Annotated in this window: 15 protein-coding genes and 2 pseudogenes; 7 read left to right on the forward strand and 10 right to left on the reverse strand. The window is 67.5% G+C overall.

What is annotated here, in order from left to right:
* Positions 1–180: 180 nt before the first annotated feature.
* The gene (gene pap, locus ACZ5R1_RS00285) at positions 181–1665 is read left to right on the forward strand and encodes a polyphosphate:AMP phosphotransferase (RefSeq protein ID WP_027597262.1); all 1485 of its coding nucleotides are present in this window, start codon (positions 181–183) and stop codon (positions 1663–1665) included.
* Between the two features lie 416 nt (positions 1666–2081).
* Here pap and ACZ5R1_RS00290 read toward each other — a convergent pair whose 3' ends face one another.
* A complete protein-coding gene (locus ACZ5R1_RS00290; protein ID WP_007160189.1) occupies positions 2082–2291 on the reverse strand; it encodes a cold-shock protein in 210 nt (69 codons plus the stop codon).
* Positions 2292–2559: 268 nt separating this feature from the next.
* Here ACZ5R1_RS00290 and ACZ5R1_RS00295 point away from each other — a divergent pair, with 268 nt between their 5' ends.
* The 3 genes and pseudogenes from ACZ5R1_RS00295 to ACZ5R1_RS00305 form a co-directional block, all read left to right on the forward strand.
* Positions 2560–6030 (forward strand): acyl-[ACP]--phospholipid O-acyltransferase, encoded by a 3471-nt coding sequence (locus tag ACZ5R1_RS00295; RefSeq protein WP_464712749.1) that lies wholly within the window; start codon positions 2560–2562, stop codon positions 6028–6030.
* A 159-nt stretch (positions 6031–6189) separates the two neighbouring features.
* Positions 6190–6849 (forward strand): annotated as a pseudogene (locus ACZ5R1_RS00300) (MCP four helix bundle domain-containing protein); the annotation flags it as partial.
* A gap of 309 nt (positions 6850–7158) precedes the next feature.
* Positions 7159–7755, forward strand: a pseudogene (locus ACZ5R1_RS00305) (methyl-accepting chemotaxis protein); the annotation flags it as partial.
* A gap of 13 nt (positions 7756–7768) precedes the next feature.
* Here the strand turns inward: ACZ5R1_RS00305 and ACZ5R1_RS00310 are convergent.
* The 7 genes from ACZ5R1_RS00310 to ACZ5R1_RS00340 all read right to left on the reverse strand — a co-directional run bounded on the left by ACZ5R1_RS00310 (position 7769) and on the right by ACZ5R1_RS00340 (position 15865).
* Positions 7769–9187 (reverse strand): MFS transporter, encoded by a 1419-nt coding sequence (locus ACZ5R1_RS00310; protein ID WP_027600540.1) that lies wholly within the window; start codon positions 9185–9187, stop codon positions 7769–7771.
* A 139-nt stretch (positions 9188–9326) separates the two neighbouring features.
* Positions 9327–10277, reverse strand: coding sequence for a sugar-binding transcriptional regulator (locus ACZ5R1_RS00315; protein ID WP_027600541.1), 951 nt, complete (start codon positions 10275–10277; stop codon positions 9327–9329).
* A 177-nt stretch (positions 10278–10454) separates the two neighbouring features.
* Complete coding sequence (locus ACZ5R1_RS00320) at positions 10455–11255, reverse strand: SDR family oxidoreductase (RefSeq protein ID WP_027600542.1); 801 nt, start codon at positions 11253–11255, stop codon at positions 10455–10457.
* A 153-nt stretch (positions 11256–11408) separates the two neighbouring features.
* A complete protein-coding gene (locus tag ACZ5R1_RS00325) occupies positions 11409–12173 on the reverse strand; it encodes an SDR family oxidoreductase (protein WP_027600543.1) in 765 nt (254 codons plus the stop codon).
* A 14-nt stretch (positions 12174–12187) separates the two neighbouring features.
* Entirely contained in the window at positions 12188–13693 is a 1506-nt protein-coding gene (locus ACZ5R1_RS00330) for a sugar ABC transporter ATP-binding protein (protein WP_027597269.1), read from the reverse strand.
* A 187-nt stretch (positions 13694–13880) separates the two neighbouring features.
* On the reverse strand, positions 13881–14813 hold the full coding sequence (locus tag ACZ5R1_RS00335; protein WP_042135051.1) for a sugar ABC transporter substrate-binding protein: 933 nt from the start codon (positions 14811–14813) through the stop codon (positions 13881–13883).
* Positions 14814–14869: 56 nt separating this feature from the next.
* A complete protein-coding gene (locus tag ACZ5R1_RS00340) occupies positions 14870–15865 on the reverse strand; it encodes an ABC transporter permease (RefSeq protein ID WP_027600545.1) in 996 nt (331 codons plus the stop codon).
* A gap of 336 nt (positions 15866–16201) precedes the next feature.
* Here ACZ5R1_RS00340 and ACZ5R1_RS00345 point away from each other — a divergent pair, with 336 nt between their 5' ends.
* From ACZ5R1_RS00345 to ACZ5R1_RS00355, 3 genes are read left to right on the forward strand one after another with little or no spacing between them, the layout of a single operon-like run.
* The gene (locus tag ACZ5R1_RS00345) at positions 16202–17038 is read left to right on the forward strand and encodes a transketolase (RefSeq protein WP_115946209.1); all 837 of its coding nucleotides are present in this window, start codon (positions 16202–16204) and stop codon (positions 17036–17038) included.
* On the forward strand, positions 17028–17984 hold the full coding sequence (locus tag ACZ5R1_RS00350) for a transketolase family protein (protein ID WP_044341217.1): 957 nt from the start codon (positions 17028–17030) through the stop codon (positions 17982–17984). The genes ACZ5R1_RS00345 and ACZ5R1_RS00350 overlap by 11 nt, the downstream gene beginning before the upstream one ends.
* Positions 17985–18022: 38 nt before the next feature.
* Complete coding sequence (locus tag ACZ5R1_RS00355; RefSeq protein ID WP_042135056.1) at positions 18023–19495, forward strand: FGGY family carbohydrate kinase; 1473 nt, start codon at positions 18023–18025, stop codon at positions 19493–19495.
* Positions 19496–19966: 471 nt separating this feature from the next.
* Here the strand turns inward: ACZ5R1_RS00355 and ACZ5R1_RS00360 are convergent, their stop codons facing one another.
* Together ACZ5R1_RS00360 and algB are read right to left on the reverse strand one after the other, a co-directional pair.
* The gene (locus tag ACZ5R1_RS00360; protein ID WP_042135058.1) at positions 19967–21757 is read right to left on the reverse strand and encodes an ATP-binding protein; all 1791 of its coding nucleotides are present in this window, start codon (positions 21755–21757) and stop codon (positions 19967–19969) included.
* Positions 21754–23103 carry a sigma-54-dependent response regulator transcription factor AlgB gene (algB, locus tag ACZ5R1_RS00365; protein ID WP_042135059.1) on the reverse strand — a complete coding sequence of 450 codons (1350 nt, stop codon included), beginning with the start codon at positions 23101–23103 and terminating at the stop codon, positions 21754–21756. The genes ACZ5R1_RS00360 and algB overlap by 4 nt, the downstream gene beginning before the upstream one ends.
* Positions 23104–23168: the final 65 nt, after the last annotated feature.

A 23168-nucleotide genomic window follows, 5' to 3' on the forward strand; every position in this document is an offset into this window, starting at 1 on the left:
GGACTGCCGCACCCGCTTGCGCGGGAGCGTAACGGTATGAAAGACCTCCACGACAGCGGGAGATGCCAAATTTCATCTAAACGTCATATTTCCTTCATGCCGCCTGGTGCGGGGCACCGCCTGCCGCAGGCCGGGTCAGAAGGGCTATAGTTGCCCGACCACCTGCGCAAGGAGATCCGGATGTTCGAAGCCGCCGAAAACGAACACCTGCTCGATGAGGCCACCTACGACGCCAAGCTGCCCAAGCTGCGCGAGGCACTACTGGCCGCCCAGTACGAACTCAAGGCGCAGGGCCGTTTCCCGGTGATCGTGCTGATCAATGGCATCGAGGGGGCGGGCAAGGGCGAGACGGTCAAGCTGCTCAACGAGTGGATGGATCCACGCCTGATCCGCGTCGAGACCTTTCTCCAGCCCACTGCCGAGGAGCGCCAGCATCCCCCGGCCTGGCGCTACTGGCAGCGCCTGCCGGGCAAGGGCCGGACCGGCGTCTTCTTTGGCAACTGGTACAGCCAGATGCTGCACGGCCGGGTCAACAAGGAACTCAGTCGCGTCGAGCTGGATGCCGCCATTGGCCAGGCGGAACGCTTCGAGCGCATGCTGGCCGACGAAGGCGCGCTGATCCTCAAGTTCTGGTTCCACCTCTCCAAGCCGCAGCTCAAGCAGCGCCTGAAGCACCTCAAGAACGATCCCCGCCTAGGCTGGAAGCTCAGTCCGCTGGACTGGCGCCAGGCCAAGGTCTACGACCGTTTCGTCAAGGAGGGCGAACGGGTGGTGCGGCGAACCCACCACGACTACGCCCCCTGGCACGTGGTGCCCGGCTTCGACGAGCGCTTTCGCAGCCTGACCGTCGGCACCGTGCTGCTCAAGGCGCTGCAGCGGGCCCTGGCCAACAAGCCGCGCAAGCAGCGCCGGGCAGCCGCCGTAGTACCGCCACCGGTGGATGGTCGTGGCGTGCTGGAAGCCATGGATCTGACCCAGCGCCTGGACAAGGCCGACTACGAAGACCAGCTGCTCGCCGAACAGGCGCGCCTGGCGCGGCTGCTGCGCGACAAGAAGTATCGCCGCCATGCCCTGGTGGCGGCCTTCGAGGGCAACGACGCCGCCGGCAAGGGCAGCGCCATCCGCCGGGTCACCGGCGCCCTGGATCCGCGCCAGTACCGCATCGTCCCGGTTGCCGCACCCAGCGACGAGGAGCTGGCCCAGCCCTATCTCTGGCGCTTCTGGCGGCACATCCCGCGGCAGGCCAACTTCACCATCTTCGACCGCTCCTGGTACGGCCGGGTACTGGTGGAGCGGGTCGAGGAGCTGACGCCCGTCGCCGACTGGCAGCGGGCCTATGGCGAGATCAACGACTTCGAGGAACAGCTCCACGACGCCGGCATCGTGCTGGCCAAGTTCTGGCTGGCCATCGACCAGGACACCCAGCTCGAACGCTTTCGCGCCCGCGAGGAAACGCCCTTCAAGCGTTTCAAGATCACCGAGGACGACTGGCGCAACCGGGACAAGTGGGATCTCTACAGCCAGGCGGTCAACGACATGGTGGTCCAGACCAGCACCGCCATCGCGCCCTGGACCCTGGTGGAGGCCAACGACAAGAGGTTCGCCCGGGTGAAGGTGGTGCGGACGCTCAATGAGGCGCTGCAGCGGGCGTACGACAAGGGGTAAGCCAATGCCAGGGCTGTTTGGCTGATTATCGAGGTTTGCGGCTACCTCTTGTTTCGCCCCATCGGGCGAGTCATTTTTGCCAGTCGCGGCTGCGCGCCCCGGACAAAAGTAACCAAAAACGCTTGCCCCTCCATCCGGCCCCGGCTGCGCCGGGGTCCACTCCCTCCATCGCCGCTCCAGGGGCCCGCCGCGAAGGGCCTTCCATGGCCCTCGCGACTCTCGCGGCATCCATGCCGCTCGACCCTTGCGCAACGATTGCGTTCGCCCTGCTGGAAGGGGCATTGGGCGCGCCTGAGGCTTTGGGTGGTTTGGGCAATCAGCGTCTTTGTGGCGGAGATGGGCAATCCCGCAAAACCCGAATCCCAGAAACGAAAAAGCCCCACCGAAGTGGGGCCTTTCTGCAACCGGATCAGTCGTTAGACGACTTGAACCTGGTCAGCTTGCATACCCTTCTGGCCTTTGACAGCCACGAAAGTGACCTTCTGGCCTTCGCTCAGGCTCTTGAAGCCGGCGCTTTCGATGGAGCGGTAGTGCACGAACAGGTCGGCGCCGCTTTCCGGGGTGATGAAGCCGTAGCCTTTCTCATCGTTGAACCACTTGACGGTGCCATTTTCACGATTGGACATGAGTATCTCCAGGATGTAGGGGGAACAACCACGTTAGCGAGACATTCGCTAGCGGGACTGTAATGCGAGAGTGAGACGAGCCAGGAGATGAAAATGAAGCAACATCAAGCAGGTATCGAGTAACTATTGCAGTAGCAGTGCCTACACCATACGCGCTTTCGCGAGCTTGTATAGCCCTGATTCGCATATTTGTTGACCAATGGCGCTGCTTGCGCTGCCTGAGCGTCTCACTCAGGCTACGGACTCCCCTGCTCGAAAGAGACTCCGCATGGACAAGCTGCACCGGATCAAGGGGGCCTGGCCCTACCTGATCGCCGTCTTTCTCAACGCCTTCGTCGATCTTGGCCACAAGATCGTCATCCAGAACACCGTGTTCAAGGTCTATGACGGTTCCACCCAGGTGGTGCTGACCGCGCTGGTCAACGGCATGATGCTGCTGCCCTTCATCCTGCTGTTCAGCCCCTCCGGCCATGTCGCCGATCGCTTCGCCAAGGTGCGGGTGCTGCGCCTCGGCGGCTGGGCGGCGGTGGCCATCACCCTCGGCATCACCCTGGCCTACTACGCCGGGCTGTTCGAGCTGGCCTTTGCCATGACGCTCCTGCTGGCCATCCAGGCGACCTTCTATTCGCCGGCCAAGTACGGCTACATCAAGGCGCTGTTCGGCAAGCAGCGGCTGGCCGAGGGCAATGGCCTGGTGCAGGCCAATTCCATCATCGCCATCCTCGCCGGCACCGTGGTCTTCACCGCCTTCTTCCAGCTGCACCTGGGCGCGGACCAGGCCACGCCTCACGCCATCCTGCAGGACATCGCCCCGCTGGGCTGGCTGCTGGTGCTCTGCAGCCTGGCCGAGGTGGCGCTGCTCTATCGCCTGCCGCTGCTGGAAGAGCCCAGGCCGCGCGCGCCCTTCGACTGGCATGCCTATGTGCGGCTGCAGAGCGCCCGGCAGAACCTGGCGGTGATCGGCGAGAATCCGGTGATCCGCCTGTCGATCATCGGCCTCGCGGTGTTCTGGTCGGTGGGCCAGGTGCTGCTGGCGAGCTTTCCGGCCTATGCCAAGGATCACCTGGGCATCGACAACGTGTTGCTGCTGCAGGGCATCCTGGCCTGCGCCGGAATCGGCATCGCCCTCGGCTCGGCGCTGGCCAGCCGGGCCTCGCGCGGGCGCATCGAGACCGGCCTGATCCCGGTGGGCGCGCTGGGCATCGCCCTCGGTCTGTGGTGGCTGCCGGCGCCCAGTTCGGCGCTGGTGCATGCGCTCAACTTCGTCTTCATCGGGCTGATGGGCGGGCTGTTCATCGTTCCGCTCAATGCGCTGATCCAGTTCCATGCCCGGGAAGACCAGCTCGGTACGGTGCTGGCGGCCAACAACTGGGTGCAGAACGTCGCCATGCTGAGCTTTCTGGTGCTCACCGCGGTGATCGCCCTGCTCGGCCTGGACAGTCGCTGGCTGCTGCTGCTGATCGCCGCGGTAGCGCTGATCGGCGGCGCCTACACGGTGTGGAAGCTGCCGCAGAGTCTGGTGCGCTTTCTGCTCGGCCTGATGGTCACCCGCCACTACCGCATCCAGGTGCAGGGGCTGCAGAACCTGCCGGCCCAGGGCGGGGTGCTGCTGCTGGGCAATCACATCAGCTGGGTCGACTGGGCCATGGTGCAGATCGCCAGTCCGCGCCCGGTGCGCTTCGTGATGCTGCGCTCCATCTATGAGCGCTGGTACCTGAAGCCCTTCCTCAAGGCCATGGGCTGCCTGCCCATCGCCCAGGGCAACGGTGCCGGGGCGGCGCTGGAGCAGGTGGCGGCGTTGCTCAGCGCGGGCGAGGTGGTCTGCCTGTTTCCGGAAGGGGTGATCAGCCGCACCGGGCAACTCGGCGAATTCCGCCGCGGCTACGAAAAGGCCTGCGAGCGGGTCGGGCCCGAGGTGCAGATCGTGCCCTTCTACCTGCGCGGCCTCTGGGGCAGCCAGTTCTCGCGCTCCTCCAGCAAGCTCAAGGAACTGCGCGACAGTCCGCTGCACCGCGAGGTGGTGGTGGCCTTTGGCAAGGCGCTGGCCAAGGACACCCCGGCCGATGTGCTCAAGCGGCGGATCTTCGAGCTGTCGATCCGCTCCTGGGAGCGCTACATGCAGGGCCTGCCGTCGTTGGCCGATGCCTGGGTGGCCAGCGTCAAGCGCCGACCCAATGGCCTGGCGCTGATCGACGACCTGGGCGCTCCGCTCAAGGCCGCCCAGGCGCTCACCGGCGCCGCCTGCCTGGCGCGGCGGATGCGCAAGCGGCCCGAGGCCAATCTGGGTCTGCTGCTGCCCACCAGCAGCGGCGGCATGCTGGCCAACATGGCGGTGCTGCTGGCCGGCAAGACGCTGGTCAATCTCAACTACACGGCCACGCCCGAGGCCCTGGCGTCGGGCCTGGACCAGGCCGGTATCCGCACCGTCTACACCTCGACGCGCTTTCTCGAGCGCCTGCGCCAGCGCGGCCTGCCGGTGGACGAGTTGCTCGCCGGGCGCGAGGTGGTGGATCTGGAGGCATTGCGCGCCGGGATCGGCAAGGCCGAGCTGCTGGCCAACTGGCTGGCGGTCTGGCTGCTGCCGACCGCCATGCTGCAGGTGCTGGTGAGTCGCGCCCACGATCCCGAGGCCACCGCCGCCATCCTCTTCTCCAGTGGCAGCGAGGGCACGCCCAAGGGGGTGATGCTCAGCCATCGCAACCTGATGGCCAATCTCAAGCAGACCTCGGACGTGCTCAACACCCAGGACGACGATGTCTTCATGGCCTCGCTGCCGCTGTTCCACGCCTTCGGTCTCACGGTGACCCAGTTTCTGCCGCTGATCGAGGGGGTGCCGGTGGTGTGCCAGGCCGATCCCACCGACGTGGCCGGCATCGCCAAGGCGGTGGCGACCCATCGCGCCACGGTGCTCTGCGGCACCTCGACCTTCCTGCGGCTGTTCGTGCGCAACACCAAGGTGCATCCGCTGATGCTGGAGAGCCTGCGCATCGTGGTGGCCGGCGCCGAACGCCTGGATCCGGCGGTGCGCGAGGCCTTCAAGCTCAAGTTCAACCAGGACATCTACGAAGGCTACGGCGCCACCGAGACCGCCCCGGTGGCCTCGGTCAACCTGCCCGATGCCCTGGACGTCAGCTACCTGCAGGTGCAGCGCGGCGGCAAGCTCGGCACCGTGGGCATGCCGCTGCCGGGGACCGGCTTCAAGATCGTCGATCCCCAGACCTTCGCCGAATTGCCCACCGGCGAGGCCGGCATGGTGCTGATCGGCGGGCCGCAGCTGATGCAGGGCTACCTGAACGATCCCGAGCGCACCGCCAAGGCCATCCGCGAGATCGACGGCGAGCGCTGGTACGTGACCGGCGACCAGGGCCGGCTGGACGAGGACGGCTTTCTCACCATCGTCGACCGCTATTCGCGCTTCGCCAAGATCGGCGGCGAGATGGTCAGCCTGGGCGCCGTGGAGCAGGCCCTGGCCAGGGCGGTGGCCGATCCGGAGATCGAGCTGCAGGCGGTCAATCTGCCGGATGCCCGAAAGGGCGAGCGCATCGTGGTGCTGCATACCGGCACCCTGGACGGCGCAGCGGTAGAGAAGACCCTGCTGGCCCAGGGGGTGGGTGGACTGCTGCTGCCCTCGGCCTGGCTGGCGGTGGACAGCCTGCCGAAACTGGGGACCGGCAAGGCCGACGTGGCCGGGGCGAAACGTCTGGCGCAGACGCGGTTAAACGAGGCAGAGGAGGTTTAGGCGGCATTTCGTCCATCCGGCGCCGGCGAGCCCTAAAGCCTGGCGCCGTTTGGCCGATCATGAGGGGGCTAATCATTTTTCGAGGTCTTCCCGGTGAAGCTACGCTCCCTCAACATCGCCCCGCGGGCCCTGGTCGCCTTTGGTTTCTTCGCCCTGCTGGTGATCGGCCTGGGGTTGTTTTCCCTGGGCCAGAATCGGGTCATCAAGGAGAGCGAGGAGCAGATCGTCGGCAACGTCATCCCCAGCGTCCAGACCATCGGCGAGATCCGCGCCGATCTGCTGAGTCTGCGCATGCAGAACCAGGGGTTGATGCTGGCCAGTTCCAACGCCGAGACCCAGGCGGTGCACAAGGCCATCGACGCGGCCAAGGCCAGCCTGGAACAGCATGTGCGCCAGTTCGACGGCCTGTTGCTCACCGACTCCGGGCGGGAGGTCTACACCCGGATGACCGGCCAACTGGCCACCTACCTGAACAACCAGAATCGCTATCTGAAAGCGCTGGACGACCAGAACGACGCCGAGTTGCTCAAGCTGGCCGGGCAGGACGGCGAGATGGCCCACAGCGGCAATGCCCTGAGCGCCACCGTCAACGAACTCGCCGGGGTGGTCGATGGCAAGGTCACGCGCCTGGCCGCCGCCTCCATGGCCAGCTACCACAACGCCATCTCCATCACCGTGGCGGTGATGGTGGCGGCCCTGGCCGGTACCCTGTTGCTGGCCTGGCGCTTCACCCGCAGCCTCACCGGGCCGCTGGAAAAGGCCCTGGCGGTGGCCGAGCGCATCGCTGCCAACGATCTCAGCCGGACGATCGAGCGTGACGGCAACGACGAACCCGGCCGGCTGCTGGCGGCCATGGCGCGAATGCAGGACAACCTGCGCGGCACCCTGGAACGGCTGACCCTGTCGTCCACCACCCTCGCGTCCACCTCCGAAGAGCTGTCGACGGTCACCGAGACCGGCCTGCGCGGCATCCAGCGGCAAAACGACGAGCTGGCCCAGGCGGCCACCGCCGTCAATCAGATGACCGCCGCGGTGGAGGAGGTGGCGCGCAATGCCGCGGCCGCCAGCGCTGCCGCCCAGGACTCGCGCACCTCGGCCGATCTCGGCCAGCGCCGGGTCGAGGAAACCCTTGCCACCATTCATGCCCTGCACAGCGCGGTGGCCTCCAGCAGCGGTGAGATCGACGGCCTGGCGGGCCAGGTGCAGCGCATCAGCGGGGTGCTCGACGTGATCCGCGGCATCGCCGAACAGACCAATCTGCTGGCGCTCAACGCCGCCATCGAAGCGGCGCGCGCCGGGGATGCCGGGCGTGGCTTTGCCGTGGTGGCCGACGAGGTGCGCGCCCTGGCGGCCCGTACCCAGCAGTCCACCGGCGAGATCGAAGACATGATCGGTGCCATCCAGGGCGGCGCCGGCAAGGCGGTGGACGCCATGGCCACCAGCAATCAGCAGGCCGGTGCCTGCCTGACGGTGGCCGCCGCCGCCGGCGAGGCGCTGGCCGAGATCGCTCGCCACATCGTGCAGATCAACGAGCGCAACCTGAGCATTTCCGCGGCCACCGAGGAGCAGGCCCAGGTGGCGCGCGAGGTGGATCGCAACCTCACCAGCATCCGCGACCTCTCCACCCAGAACGCCGCCGGGGCCGAGCAGACCGCCGCCGCCAGCACCGACCTGGCGCGCCTGGCCGGCGACCTGAACGGCGCGGTCCGGCAATTCCGCCTCTGACCGCGGGCCTGCCTCAGCGGGCGATGTCTTCCAGCGCCCGGTTGCGGGTGCGCGGGCCGAACAGGCCGATGGTCAGCACCACGATCAGCATGCTGGCGACGATGAAGGCCAGCACGCCCGGGGTACCCAGGCGCTCCAGCAGGGTGCCGATCAGCAGGCTGCTGAACACCGTCGACAGCCGGCTGAAGGAATAGCAGAAACCCACCGCCCGGGCGCGGATGGCGGTGGGGAACAGCTCCGCCTGGTAGGAGTGGAAGGCAAAGGTCAGCCAGGCGTTGCAGAAGGTGATGCCGACGCCACAGAGGATCAGACCGAGGGCGCCCTGCTGCAGGGCGAACAGGCTGCCGAAGCCCACCGTCCCCAGGGCGGAGCCGACGATCTGCCACTTGTTCTCGAAGCGGTTGGCGATGCGCACGAACAGCAGCGGTCCCAGCGGATAGGCGAGGGTGATGACGAAGGCATAGCCCAGGCTGTGGGTCAGGCTCACGCCCTGGCCGGAGAGCAGCGCCGGCAACCAGTTGCCGAAGCCGAAGAAGCCGATGGCCTGGAACAGGTTGAAGACGATCAGCATGATCACCCGCCGCCGATAGGGCGGTTGCCATAGCGCCGCGAAGCGCGCGCTCACGGCGCGTTCTTCGACGATCGCCGCGGGTGGCGGCAGCGGCTGGCCGCTGTCGGCCTGGCAGGCGGCTTCCAGGCGCTCCACGCCCTGTTCGGCTTCGTCCAGCCGGCCCTGCTGCGCCAGCCAGCGCGGCGATTCGGGCAGGCGCTGGCGCAGCCACCAGATGAACAGGGCGAAGACGGCACTGGACAGCACCACCCAGCGCCAGCCGGAAATGCCCAGCGGCGCCTGGGGCACCAGCCACCAGGACAGCAGCGCCACCGCCGGTACCGAAAGGAACTGGAGGGCGAAGGCAAAGGCGAAGGCCGAGGTGCGCATGGCCTTGGGCACCAGCTCCGACAGATAGGCGTCGATGGTCACCAGCTCCAGGCCCAGGCCGATGCCCACCAGGAAGCGCAGGGCGATCAGCCCCAGAGCGGTGGTCTGCAGACCCATGGCCAGGGTCGCCAGGGTGTAGCCGACCAGTGCCCAGGTAAAGATCGCCCGGCGGCCGAAGCGGTCGGCGATGGGGCTGAGCAGGCTGGCGCCGACGAACAGGCCGAGAAAGGTGGCCGCGGCGAAGGCGGCCTGGTCGGAGACCCCGAACACCCCGGCCGCGCCGGTCTGGAAGACGCCATCGCGCAGGAGCCCGGGGCTGATGTAGGCGGTCTGGAACAGGTCGTAGAGTTCGAAGAAGCCGCCGATGGACAGCAGGGCCACCAGGCGCCACAGACTGCGGGTGGCCGGCAGGCGATCGAGACGCGCCGAGAGGGCGGCGGCCCGCTGGGAGGCGGGCAGGGCAGTGGCCGAAGCCGAGGACGCTGAGGGCATGGGACGCTATCCAGAGAACAGTCGTCCTACAGCTTACGGATCAGTCCTTGCCGAATGTTGCCAAAGATTTCCGTGCCGAGTGTGCCGTTTGGCAGGAAATCGCGTTTTCCGGCCCGGTTCTGGCAGTCGCTTGCGTGGATCAGGGGACCAGCGCCAGGGCAGTGCGCAGATCGACCACCAGGACATCCAGATAACCGCCCTGCAGCGCGCCGCGGATGGCATTGACCTTGCGCAGGCCTCCGGCCAAGCCCACCACGCGGTCGATCTTCAGCAATTGCGGCAGGTCCACCGCGACCACGGTCTCTTCACTGTCGTCCAGCACCGGTCGGCCCTGGGCGTCGAAGTACCTCAGGCAGATGTCGCCCACCGCGCCACGGGCGGCGAGCACTTCCAGCATGGCCTCGCCGTGGTAGTTGCCGCTGTTGCGCAGGAGCTGCGACGGCTCCAGCTCGCCGATGCCGACCAGGGCCACGGTGAGCCGGGCGAAGCGTTCGGTGACCTCGCGTACCTCGTCCAGCTGCAGGATGCGCTGACGACTTTCCGGTGACTGCTCGATGCTCTGGGACGGCAGCAGATAGGCCGGGCAACCGAGCAGGTTGGCCAGTTGCTGGGTCAGCAGGGTGGCCTCGAAGGCGCCCTTGTTGCCGACCCCGCCGAGCAGCTGCACCACCTCGGTCGCGCCCTGGCGACTGCTGCCGCGGTGCATGTGGCCGACCATGGCGCGGATGGTGGAGCTCCAGGAGGAGATGCCGATGTGGTCCTTTTCGGTGACGCTGGTTTCCAGGTAGTGGGCGGCGGCCGAGCCGATGGCCTGCTTGATGGCCTCTTCGTCGTCACCGGTGGGCTCCACCACGATCGCCTGGCGGATGCCGTAGCGCTGTTGCAGCTGACGCTCCAGCTCCAGGTGGAAGTTGCGCGGGCGCTGCACCGAGATGCGCACGATGCCTTCCTTGAGCGCTCGGCTCAGGGCACGGCTGACAAAGGATTGCGACAGGTCGAGCTGTTCGGAGATCTGCGACTGCTTGAGCCCTTCTTCGTAGTAGAGGGAGGCGATCTTGGTCAGCAGGCGTTGTTCTTCGAGATTACTCATCCAGATTTCCGGTACCGGCGGCTAGGTTGCACCCAGGGCTGCCGGGCCGGGGGCGGCCGTGACAAACCCTCAAAAAGCAGGCACTTGGCTGTTAGAAAGGCGCATTTTCCCGCTATTTTCCCTCAGCCTCCCGCTGTACGCCAAGGCTTTTGCGGCCTGGCGTCCCCCGGGGGTCGATCAGGACATGATCAGGCCACCGTCCACATTGATCGCCTGGCCGGTGATGTAGGCGGCGTCCGCCGAGGCGAGGAAGGCCACCAGGCCGGCCACATCGGCCGGGGTGCCGGCGCGCTTCATGGGGATGTTGCCGACCCATTCCTGCATCAGTTCGCCCTGGCCATAGCGCTTTTCCGGGGTGGAAAGGATCTCGCCCCAGACGCGGTCGTTGTAGTCCCACATCTCGCTTTCGATGATGCCGGGGCAGAAGGCGTTGACCGTGATGCCGTGGCGCGCCAGTTCATGGGCCAGGCTCTGGGTGATGCCGATGACGCCCATCTTGCTCGCCGCATAGTGGGGCGTGTAGATGAAGCCCTGGCGCCCCTGGCCGGAGCTGGTGTTGATCAGGCGTCCGCCACGCCCGGCGGCGACCATGCGCCTGGCCGCCTCGCGGCAGCACAGCCAGACGCCGGTGGTGTTGACCTGCAGGATGCGGTCGAAGTCCTCGCGCGGCATGCGGTCGAAGGCATCGATGGTGATGATCCCGGCGTTCTGCACCGAGACGTCGACCCGGCCGAAGCGCGACTCGGCCTGGGCATAGAGGTCGGCCACCGCCGCCTCGTCGGTGATGTCCACCACCAGCGGCAGCACCTCGGCCCCGGTCTCGGCGGCCAGCCGTGCGGCGGTGTCATGCACCCGCTCGGCGTTGGAGACCAGCACCAGGTTGGCGCCCTCACGCCCGAAGCGCTCGGCGATACCCTCACCGATGCCCCGACAACCGCCGGTGATGACCACGGTTTGACCTGCGAAGCGACGTTCCACGTGAAACCTCCTAGGGCTATAGGCGACGATCTCGCGAGCTAGAGCCAAACTAGGCGAAAAGACCTGAGGAAGCGGAGTTTACGAGCGGTAAATGAGCATTCCGAAGGTCTTTTCAACGCCGTTTGGCCGACGCGCAGCAGATCGTGAAAGGCGTTACCAGCAGACGAAGCCGCCATCGACGATGAGATCCACCCCGGTGCAAAAGGATGCGGCCGGGCTGCAGAGGAAGATCGCCGGACCAACCATTTCCTCCACCTCGGCCATGCGGCCCAGGGGGGTGGTCTGCTCGAAGATCTTGACCTGGTCGGCCACCTCGGGACGGGTGTTCATCGGCGTGGCGGTGTAGCCGGGGCTGATGCAGTTGACACGGATGCCGCGCTCGGCCCACTCCATCGCCAGGCTCTTGGTCAGGTGGATGACCCCGGCCTTGGAGGTGTTGTAGTGGGCCTGCAGGAGGCCGCGGTTGACGATGCTGCCGGACATGGAGGCGATGTTGACGATGGCGCCCTTGCCGCGCGGCAGCATGACCCGCGCCTGGGCCTGGCAACTGAGCATCACCCCGGTGAGGTTGATGTCGAGCATGCGCTGCCAGCGCTCCAGTTCCAGCTCCTCGGCCGGCTGGGCGTTGGCGATGCCGGCGCTGTTGACCGCGAGACTCAGGGGGCCGAGTTCGGCCTCGGTACGGGCCACGGCGGCTTCCAGGTCGGCGGCGCTGGTCACCGAGCCTTCCAGGGCCAGGGCGCGGCGGCCGTGGGCCTGGATCCGCGCGACGGTACCGGCGAGGTCGCGGCTGCCGGGCAAGTCGAAGCAGGCCACCTGGGCGCCGGCCTCGGCCAGTCCGACGGCGATGGCCTGGCCGATGCCACTGCCGGCACCGGTAACGAAGGCGGTCTGGCCGCCGAGATCGAAGAGACGCATGGGAAAACTCCTAGTCAGGCGGTCGCCAGTTCCATCACGGCCACCGGAGTGGCCTGTTCACGTTCGAGAATGCCCATCTGCTGGCCACGGCTCATCACCATGACCCGATGCGACAGGCCGAGGACCTCGTCGAGGTCCGAGCTGACCACGATCACCGCCATGCCGGTGGCCGCCAGTTCGGCGATCACCTGGTAGATGGCGGCGCGGGCGCCGACGTCGATGCCGCGGGTGGGCTCGTCGAGGATGAAGACCTTGGGATTGCGCGCCAGCCACTTGGCGATGATCACCTTCTGCTGGTTGCCGCCGGACAGGGCGGCGATGGCCTGCTCCGGCTGGCCCTTGACGCCGAGCCGCGCCACCGCCTTGCGGGCGAAGGCGCGCAGGCCGCCGGGCGAGACCCAGCCGCCACCGGCGAGCAGGTCGGTGTTGCCATAGATGAGGTTTTCCTCGATGGCGTGATCGACCACCACGCCCTGCTGCTTGCGATCCTCGGGCACCAGCACGATGCCGGCATGGATGGCGTCGTAGGGACTGGCGAAGCGACAGGCCTGGCCTTCCAGCACCAGCTCGCCGGTGACCTGCTCGGCCGCGCCGGCGATGGCGCGGACCAGCTCGGTACGCCCCGCGCCGACCACCCCGGCCACGCCAAAGACCTCGCCCGCGCGCACGCTGAAATCGATGTGTTTGAGTGGCATCTCGCGGCAGCTCAGGCCCTTCACCCGCAGCACCTCGCGAGCAGCGGGCGCGGCCATGGCCGGGAAGATGCGCTCCACGCTGCGGCCGACCATCTCTTCCACCAGTTGCCGCACCGGCACCTGGGCGGTGGCGTGCAGGGCGATCTGGCGGCCGTCGCGCAGCACTAGCACCCGGTCGGCGATGCGCGCGATCTCTTCCAGGCGATGGCTGATGTAGATGAAGGAGACGCCCTCGGCCTTGAGTCGCTCGACCTGGGCGAACAGCAACTCGGTCTCTTCGCCGCCCAGGGCCGCGGTAGGTTCGTCGAGGATCAGCAGGCGCGCCTTGAGGGTCAGCGCCTTGGCGATCTCCACCAGTTGCTGGGCGGCCACGCTGAGACCGGCCACGGTGCGCGTGGCGGGTACCTTCAGCCCCAGGCGATCCAGCTGGCGCTGGGCCTCGGTTTCCATGAAGGCGCGATCGATGCGGCCACCGCGCATGGGCAGGCGACCGACGAACATGTTCTCGGCGATGGTCAGTTCCGGCAGCAGGCGGATCTCCTGGTGGATCAGGCCGATGCCGGCGGCCAGGGCGGCGCCGGGGGAGTCCGGGGCATAGTCGCGACCCAGCCAGGTCATGCGCCCGCCCGCTTCGGGCGGCACCAGGCCGGCGATGATCGACGACAGCGTGGACTTGCCGGCGCCGTTCTCGCCGAGCAGGGCCAGGACCTCGCCGGGCTGGATGTCGACGTCCACGCCGCTCAGGACCTCGATGCCGGCGTATTTCTTGCCGATGTTTCTCAGGCTGAGGGCCGCGGGCTGTTCCAGGGGCATGACGGCGGACATGGAGCCTCCGAAGGGGGGAGCTGAAACGGTGCCTCCCTAGGGAGGCACCTTGGGCAGGAGCCAACACGATCTCGCGAGCTAGAGCCAACCAAGGCGAATACAGCTGAGGACGCGGAGTTTACGAGTGGTAAATGAGCAGTCCGAAGTTGTATTCAACGCAGGTTGACCGACGCGCAGCAGATCGTGGTTACGGGTGGTTCTCGATGAAGGGGGCGACGTTATCCTTGGTGGTCAGGATCGCCTCCTGCAGCTGCTCCTTGGGCACCTGCTTGCCTTCCTTGAGCGCCACCGCCGATTCCAGGGCCATGCGCCCCATCTTGCGGGTCTGCTGGGTCATGGTGGCGGACAGGGTGCCGGCGGCCACGGCCTTGAGGCCGGCCACGTCGCCGTCGAAGCCGACGATGGTCACCGGATGGTCGAGGTTGGCCACCTTGACCGCCTGGGCCGCGCCCAGGGCCATGGCGTCGGCACGGCCGAAGAAGACGCTGATGTTGGGATCGCGCTGGAGCATGTCCTGGGCCACGGCGAAGCCCTTGTCCTGGGCCCACTCGGCGGGCTGCTGGGCGACCACCTTCAGCTCGGGAAACTTGGCCAGGCCTTCGGAAAAGCCCTTGGCGCGATCGTTTTCCGGGGTGGTGCCGATCTGACCCTGGAGGATGGCGACGCGGCCCTTGCCGTTGGTGACCTTGCCGACGTATTCGGCCAGGGTGCGGGCGGCGGCGACGCTGTCGCTGGCGATGAAGGTGTCACCCGGGGCGTCGGGGGCGTTGCGGTCCACCGCCACCACCGGGATGCCGGCGGCCTTGGCCGCCTTGACCGGGACACCGGCGGCGGTGGCGCCGGCCGGGATGTAGATCAGGGCGTCGACCTGGCGGGTGATCAGGTCCTGGATCTGGTTGACCTGGGTCGCCGAATTGCCCTGGGCGTCCACGGTGATCACCTTGATGCCCTTGGCCTTGCCCTCGGCCTCGACGGCCTGCTTGATCTGGTTGAAGAAGTCGGCCTGCAGGTTGGCCACGGCCAGGCCCACGGTGAGTTCCTTGGCCTGGGCATTGAGGGCGCCAGTGCAGGTGATGGCGGCGAACAGGGTACTGAGCAACAGCTTCTTGGGGGTCAGCATGGATGGCACTCCGTTGTTATTGTTGTACTGCGGTGACGAGACGAAGCAGTTCTAAACTAGCGCTGCCCGTTACGGCGGCGCAGGGTGTCCAGGGTGACGGCCAGGGCGATGACGATGCCGATGATCACCTGCTGCACGAAGGGCGAGACCCCCAGCAGATTCAGGCCGTTGCGCAGCACGCCGATGATCAGCACCCCCACCAGGGTGCCACCGACGCTGCCGACGCCGCCGCTGAGGCTGGCGCCGCCGATCACCACCGCGGCGATGGCATCCAGCTCCATGGACAGGCCGGCGCTGGGCTGGGACGAATCCAGCCGCGCCGCCATGGCCACCGCGGCCAGACCCGCCAGGGCGCCGCTCAGGGCATAGATCCAGATGGTGATGGTGCGCACCTTGATGCCCGACAACCGCGCCACCTCGGCGCTGCCGCCCATGGCATAGAGGTTGCGGCCACCGGCGCGAAAGCGCAGGAACACCCAGGCCACCAGCAGCATCAGCAAAAACAGCCCGACGGTGACCGAGAGGAAGCCGAAGTGCCGCACCGTGGCCAGGCTGGTGAACCAGTCGGGAAAGCCGACGATCTGGCGACCGTCGGTGAGGATGTTGGCCAAGCCGCGGGCCACCGACATCATGGTCAGGGTGGCGATGAAGGCGGGTAGCCGGGCGCGGGCGATGAGCAGGCCCGAGACCAGGCCGCAGACCAGGCCGCCGAGGATGGCGGCGGGAATCGCCAGACCCAGCGGCCAGCCGATGTCCTGATAGAGCCAGCCCAGCAGCATCATGGAAAAGGCCAGTACCGAGCCCACCGACAGGTCGATGCCGCCGATGACGATGACCAGGGTCATGCCGATGGCCAGGATGCCGAGCACGGTCACCTGGTCGAGGATGTTGAGGGCGTTGCGCACGGAGAAGAAATACTCCGAGGCAAAGGAGAACACGGCGATCAGCAGCGCCAGGCCGATCAGCGGACCGCCGACGTTGCGCGGCAGGCGCAGGGCCAGGCGGGCGAGGGGCTTGGCGGGTGGCGAGGCGGTCGGGGCTTTGGCGTCCACGCACTTCTCCTGAGGTTATTGTTCTTGTGTCTGGCTCGCCTGAATATTTATGCGTGCCTGATTTTTAATTCAGACTCCGCCTGTTCCGGATGGAAGTCAAGCGCCTTTTCATCGCCGCATGCCGAACGCGACGGCCTCGGCAATCCCGCATCCTGGCCCACATTCTACCCGTACACCCGGTCGCCGATGGCCCTTCATGGCTATTGACGGCCCTGCGGATTGGGGTCTAAATGATAAATATATTTTCAGTGACGAATAAATATTCATAAGACGCCCACTGAAACCTCGGCAGGCGTCTGCTCCACTGCAGCTTCGGATACCCGAGGGGGTCGCCTGATGAATCCGTTCCAGTACGACGTCGCGCAGATTCGCGAAAAGGCCCGGCTGATCCGCCGGCGCGTCATCCAGCTCAATGCCGGCTCGCCTGCCGGCGGCCACACCGGGGCGGATCTGTCGGAGACCGACATCCTCGCCACCCTCTACTTCCGCCTGCTCGACGTCGCCCCGGAACGCGTCGCCGATCCCCGGCGCGACATCTACATCCAGAGCAAGGGCCACGGCGTCGGCGGCCTCTACTGCTGCCTGGCCGAAGCCGGCTACTTTCCGCCGGAATGGCTCGACACCTACCAGCACTTCGACTCCCACCTGCCGGGCCATCCGGTGCGGCAGAAGACCCCCGGCATCGAACTCAACACCGGCGCCCTCGGCCACGGCCTGCCCGTGGCCACCGGGATCGCCCTGGCCGCGCAACGCGATGGCAGTCCGCGCCGCGTCTATGTGCTGACCGGTGACGGCGAACTGGGCGAGGGCTCCAACTGGGAGTCGGCGCTGACCGCCGCCAAGTACCGGCTGGACAACCTCACGGTGATCGTCGACCACAACCGCCTGCAACTGGCCGGCCCCACCGCCGAGATCCTGCCGCTGGAGCCCCTGGCCGAGAAGTGGCGCGCCTTCGGCTTCCATGTGGTCGAGTGCGACGGCAACGACGTGGCCCAGCTGGTGGAGACCCTGGAAGCCCTGCGCGAACACCGCGGCCAGCCCCAGGTGCTGATCGCCAATACCGTCAAAGGCAAGGGGGTTTCCTTCATCGAAGGCAAACCCGAATGGCACCACCGGGTGCCCAAGGGCGACGAGATCGCCGCTGCTCTGGAGGAGCTCGACCATGGCCACTGATACCCAGACCCCGGGCGAAGCCCATCTCGCCAGCGTCATGGTCGAGGCCTTCATCGCCGCGGTGGACGCCGGCGTCGACCTGGTGCCGGTGGTGAGCGATTCCACCTCCACGGCCAAGATCGGCCCCTTCGTCAAACGCTTCCCGGAGCGCCTGGTCAACGTCGGCATCGCCGAACAGACGCTGGTCGGGGTGGCCGCCGGCCTGGGCCTGGCCGGCAAGGTGGCGGTGACCTGCAATGCCGCGCCCTTTCTGATCTCCCGCGCCAACGAACAGGTCAAGGTGGACGTCTGCTACAACAGGTCCAACGTCAAGATGTTCGGCCTCAACGCCGGGGCCAGCTACGGTCCCCTGGCCAGCACCCACCACAGCCTCGACGACATCGCCGTGATGCGCGGCTTCGGCCACGTGGAAATCTATGCCCCGGCCGATGGCAGCGAATGTCGGCAGATCGTCGAGCATGCCCTGGCCCATGACGGTCCGGTCTATATCCGCCTGGACGGCAAGGCGCTGCCCGATCTGCACGGGCCCGACTATCGCTTCGTCCCCGGTCAGGTCGATGTGCTGCGCCAGGGTCACGACGTCAGCCTGGTGGCCCTGGGCTCGGTGGTCCACGAGGCGGTGGACGCCGCGCGGTTGCTGGCCGAGCAGGGCATCAGCGCCCAGGTGATCAACCTGTCGTCGATCCGGCCGCTGCAGCGCGAGGCCTTGCTGGAAGCCCTCTGCGCCGCTCGCGGTGGGGTGGTCACGGTGGAAGAGCACAACGCCAACGGCGGGGTGGGCAGCCTGGTCGCCGAGGTCATGGCCGAGGCCGCGCTGGGCGTGCCGCTGATCCGCCTGGGCATCGCCGATGGCGAGTATGCTGCCGCCGGTGGCCGGGGGCCGACCCGCGCCAAGCACGGCATCGATGCCGCCGGCATCGTCGCCGCGGTGCAGCGCCTGCGCTGAGCTCTGGCGTAGTGAACCGATAAGAACAAGGAGCCGCCATGGCCGCCGAACCGCTGATCCTCGCCCTCGACGAGGGCACCACCAATGCCAAGGCGATCCTGATGGATCGCGCCGGTCGGGTCGTGGCCCGCGGTTCCCGGCCGCTGACCGTCCAGCATCCGCAAGCTGGCTATGCCGAGCAGGATCCCCTTGCCATCTGGCAGGCCCTGCAGGGCGCCATCGGCGACTGCCTGGCCCAGACGGACGCCCCCCTGGCGGCCATCGCCATCAGCAACCAGCGCGAATCCGCCCTGGCCTGGGAGCGCGGCAGCGGCCAGTTGCTCGGCCCCCTGGTGAGCTGGCAGTGCAAGAGATCCCAGCCGCAGTGCGAAGCCTTGCACGCCGCCGGCCACGGCGAGCTGATCCGCGAGCGCAGCGGCCTGGCGCTGGACCCGATGTTTTCCGCCGGCAAATGGCGCTGGCTGCTCGACCAGATCCCCGACGGCACGGCCCGCGCCGCCGCTGGCGAGATCTGCCTGGGCACCGTGGACAGCTGGCTGCTCTGGCAACTCAGCGGTGGCACGAGCTTTCTCATCGACGCGGCCAACGCCGCCCGTACCCAGTTGCTCGATCTGCGCGGCGGTGACTGGGATCCGCAGCTGCTGAGTCTGTTCGGCATTCCCCGGGCGGCCCTGCCAGAGATCCGTCCTAGTACCGGCTGCTTCGGCGAGACCCGCGCCCAGGGTCCGCTGCCGGCCGGTCTGCCGATCCTGGCGATGATCGGCGATTCCCATGCGGCGCTGTTCGGCCAGGGCGGTTTCGTCCCGGGCAAGGTCAAGGCCACCCTGGGCACCGGCTCCTCATTGATGACGCCCATCGCCGAACCGGTGGTTTCCGCCCATGGCCTGGCCACCACCCTGGCCTGGCGCCTGGGGGATACGCCGACCTTTGCCCTGGAAGGCAACATCGTCCACACCGGCGCCGCCGTGGGCTGGACGGCGCGCCTGCTGGGCGGCGCCGGAGAGCTGGAGGCCCTGGCCGCCGAAGCCGCGGCGCTGCCGGACAACGGCGGCGTCTACTTCGTCCCGGCGCTCGGGGGGCTCGGTGCGCCGCATTGGCGCGCCGAGGCGCGGGGGCTGTTCTGTGGTCTCAGCGAGAATTGCGGCCGGGCGCACCTGATGCGTGCGGCGCTGGAGGCCATCGCCTACCAGATCCGCGATGTCTTCGACGCCATGCAGCAGGACAGCCCGACGGCCTTGGACGAACTCTGGGTGGACGGCGGCGCCACGCGCAACGAATGGCTGCTGCAATTCCAGGCCGACCTGCTGCAGCGCCCGGTGATCTGCAGCCTGTCGCCGGAGGTCTCGGCCCTGGGCGCCGCCCACCTGGCCGGCCACGCCCTGGGCTGGTGGCAGGACGCCGCGGCCCTGGCCGATCTCGAACGGCCCCGTCGCCGCTACGAACCCCGCGCCAACGCCGTGCCGGAACTCTATGCCGGCTGGCGCCAGGCGCTGGCGCGGACGCTGCGGTAGGATTCCGGTATTTTGCTGATCGCGGCCATGGGCCGCTCCTACAGGATGTCCGGCTCCTGTAGGAGCGGTCGCTACGGCGCACCGGCATGGCCGCGATTTGGGGGGATCAGCCCCGTAGCCTTTTCCAATGGGACACCGTGGCGAGGGGCGCCCTCACCCCAACCCTCTCTCCAAGGAAGAGGGGGCTAGCCCGTAGGTTGGGTTGAGACGGCTCCATCGTCGAAGCCCAACAACAGGGATCCGATCCGGGCACCGTTGGGCTTCGCTGCGCTCAACCCAACCTATGGGGCCCCCGTAGCGTGGAAAACGGCGCAGCCTTTTCCACTAGGGCATCGTGACGAAGTGCTGCCCTCACCCCAACCCTCTCCCCGAGGGAGAGGGGGCTGTCCGAGCAGGCGGTTGGCTGCATTCGTCCCGGCGGGAGCGGCGTCGACTAGCGCGGTGCTGCCCGTAAGAGCAGCCCGGGATGGCTCAGGTCGGCAGAGTCATGAAGATCTGCGTCCCCTGACCGGGACGGGAGACCACGCCGATGCGGCCGCCGTGCTGGCGGATGATTTCCTTGCACAGGGCCAGGCCCAGGCCGGCGCCGCCCTTCTGGCTGCCGATCTGCACGAAGGGCTCGAATACCCGACCCTGCTGGGCGTAGGCGATGCCTTCGCCGTTGTCCTGCACCGCCATCAGCAGCTGTTCGTTCTGGCGCATGGCCTGAATGACGATACGGCCGCCGGCCGGGGTATGGCGCAGGGCATTGCTCAGCAGGTTGTCGAACACCCGGGCCAGTTGCTTGGGATCCAGGCTGACCCGTGGCAGCGGCGTGTGCAGCAACTCGACGGCCAGCTCGACATCGCGCTCGCGGGCCTCGTCGGCGTGGCGGGCGCGGGCTTCCTCCAGCAGGTCGCCGATCTCGCTCGGCAGCTTTTCCGGACGCTGCAGACCGCTCTGGTGGCGCGAATAGTCCAGCAGGTCGTTGATCAACTGCACCAGGCGATGGGTCTCCTCGTCCACCGTCTGCAGCAGAAAGGCCTCGCGGGATTCCGGCGCCACCTTGAGGCGTTCGCGCAGCAGACCGAAGGCCATGTGCATGCCGGTGACCGGGGTGCGCAATTCGTGGGAGGCGCGCAGGACGAATTCGTTGCGCACCCGATCGAAGGCGCGCTGCTCGGTGACATCGCGCAGCACCATCAGCGCACCCACGCTGCGGCCGTCGGCGTGGTTGACCGGGGTCAGACTCCAGGCCAGCAGCCGCACCTCATCATCGACGCGGATCTCCAGGTCTTCGGGCGCCGCGTCCAGGGCGCCGCCGGCCAGTACCCGTTGTACGCTGGTCTCGATTTCCGGCCGTTCCAGGGCGGCGATCAGGGATTCGCCCAGGTGATTCTCGTTCCAGCCCAGCTGGCGGCAGGCCACCGGATTGGCGTGCTCGATGTTGCCCTGGGGATCGAGGATCACCAGGCCGTAGTCGATACTGTCGAGCACGGCCTGCAGGCGCCGCTGGCCGGCCACCAGGGCCTCGACATTGGTCTGGCTGAGGCGGTGCAGGGCCTGGGCCATGTTGCCGAAGCGGCGGCTGAGCAGGGTGAACTCGGCGATCTGCGAGGTGGGCAGCTGGACGTCGAAGTTGCCCTGGCTGATGCGCTCGGCGGCCTTGGCCAGGCCGTCGATGGGCCCGGTGAAGCGCCGGGCGATGCCGTTGGCGGTGACCACCCCGGTGACCAGGATGGCCACGCCGATCAGCGCCAGCAGCAGGGCGATGATCACCGCCCGGTCATGGGCCTCGTCCTGCATGCGCTCCAGGGTCACCACATAGCTGCGCTGCAGATCGTAGATGCGCGTGCGCAGCGCGTTGAGGGTTTGCTGGAAGCCGCGATCGGCGCGCAGCTCGCCATAGCCCGCCGGGGGCGCGCGCAGGTAGTCGGAAAAGCGCTGGTAGCGCTGCTTGACGTCTTCCAGGATGGCCAGCTGCTCGGGCTTGCGCATCTGGCCTTCGACCTGTTGCAGGTACTCCTGGAAACGCTTCTGGGCCGCGGCCAGCGACTGGGGGTTGGGTGCCCCGTCGAGCATCTGGAACAGGCTGTTGCTCAGCTCCTGGCGCATGTTCAGCGTCAGGTTGATGAAGTCCAGGTTGCTGCGGGTCTGGACGCTCTGCTCGCGGGCCAGGTGCAGGACGCTGACCAGGCCCACTAGCAGCCCGATGAGGGCCACGGCGATCAGGGCGGAGATGCTGAGAAAGAGGCGGGTGTGCAACTTGATCGGCAGCTTCATAGCCCGTACTGCTTGCGTTTTCGATAGAGCGTGGAGGCGTCGATGCCCAGGGTCTTGGCGGCCTGGTCGAGGGTCTCGCTGGTGGCCATCACCGCGGCGATGTGGGCGCGCTCCAGGGCTTCCAGACTCAGCGCCTCGCCGACCCGCGGTGCGCTGGCGGCGCCGCTGGAGGCCGGGCTGTCACCCATGCCCAGGTGGTTGACGTCCACCAGGTCCTGGCCGCAGATGATGCTCGCCCGCTCGATGACGTTGCGCAGCTCGCGGACGTTGCCCGGCCAGCCATAATTGCGCAGGGCGTCCAGGGCCGCCTCGCTGAAGCCATGGGCGGGTCTGTTGTAGTCCTTGACGAAGCGGGCGAGAAAGCGCTCGGCCAGATCGACGATGTCTTCCTTGCGCTCGCGCAGCGGCGGCAGGTTGAGCACGATGACGTTGAGGCGATAGAGCAGGTCTTCGCGGAATTCGTTTTCCGCCACCATCTGTTCCAGGTTGCGGTTGGTGGCGGCGAGGATGCGCACGTCGGCGCGACGGGTCACCGGATCGCCGACGCGCTCGTATTCCTTGTCCTGGATGAAGCGCAAGAGCTTGGGCTGCAGGGCCAGGGGGAAGTCGCCGATCTCGTCGAGGAAGAGGGTGCCGCCGTCGGCCTGGCTGACCCGGCCGAGGGTGCTCTCGCTGGCCCCGGTGAAGGCGCCGCGGGTATGGCCGAACATCTCGCTTTCCATCAGATCGGCCGACAGCGACGGGCAGTTGATGGTGACGAAGGTCTTCTTGGCGCGCCGACTCCAGGCGTGGATGGCGCGGGCCAGTTCGCCCTTGCCGGAACCGGACTCGCCGAGGATCAGCACGTTGGCATCGGTGGTGGCGACCTGGCGGGCGGTCTCCAGGATGCTCATCATCGCCGGGCTGCGCGAATCGAGACCGGCGCTGGACTTGCGTACCTCGCCCTCGAGGGCCTCCAGGCGCGCCGAGAGCTGGCGGAACTCCAGCTGCTTGGCCGCCGCCATGCGCAGCTGATCGGGACTGCAGGGCTTCACCAGGTAGTCGGCGGCGCCGGCCTGCATGGCGTCCACCGCGGTGTCGATGGCCGAGTGGGCGGTGACGATCACCACCCGCATCCAGGGCGCCTGGATGCGCATCTGCTGCAGCACGTCCAGACCGTTGTCCGCGCCCAGGCGCAGGTCAAGAAAGCAGAGGTCGTAGACCTGGCGCAGCAGCAGGGCCTCGGCCTGGGCCGCGCTGTTGGCCGTGGCCACGCTGTAGCCGGCGTCTTCCAGGCAGAAACGAAAGGTCCGCAGGATGGCGGCTTCGTCATCCACGAGCAGGATACGACCGCTGGTTTGTTCCATGACGGGAGAACTCCAGGCCGCAGGGGCCGAAACGCGCTAAAGGACAGGGCTGGCAGTTAGTCCAT

Source organism: Pseudomonas sp. Pso3, assembly GCF_055393275.1.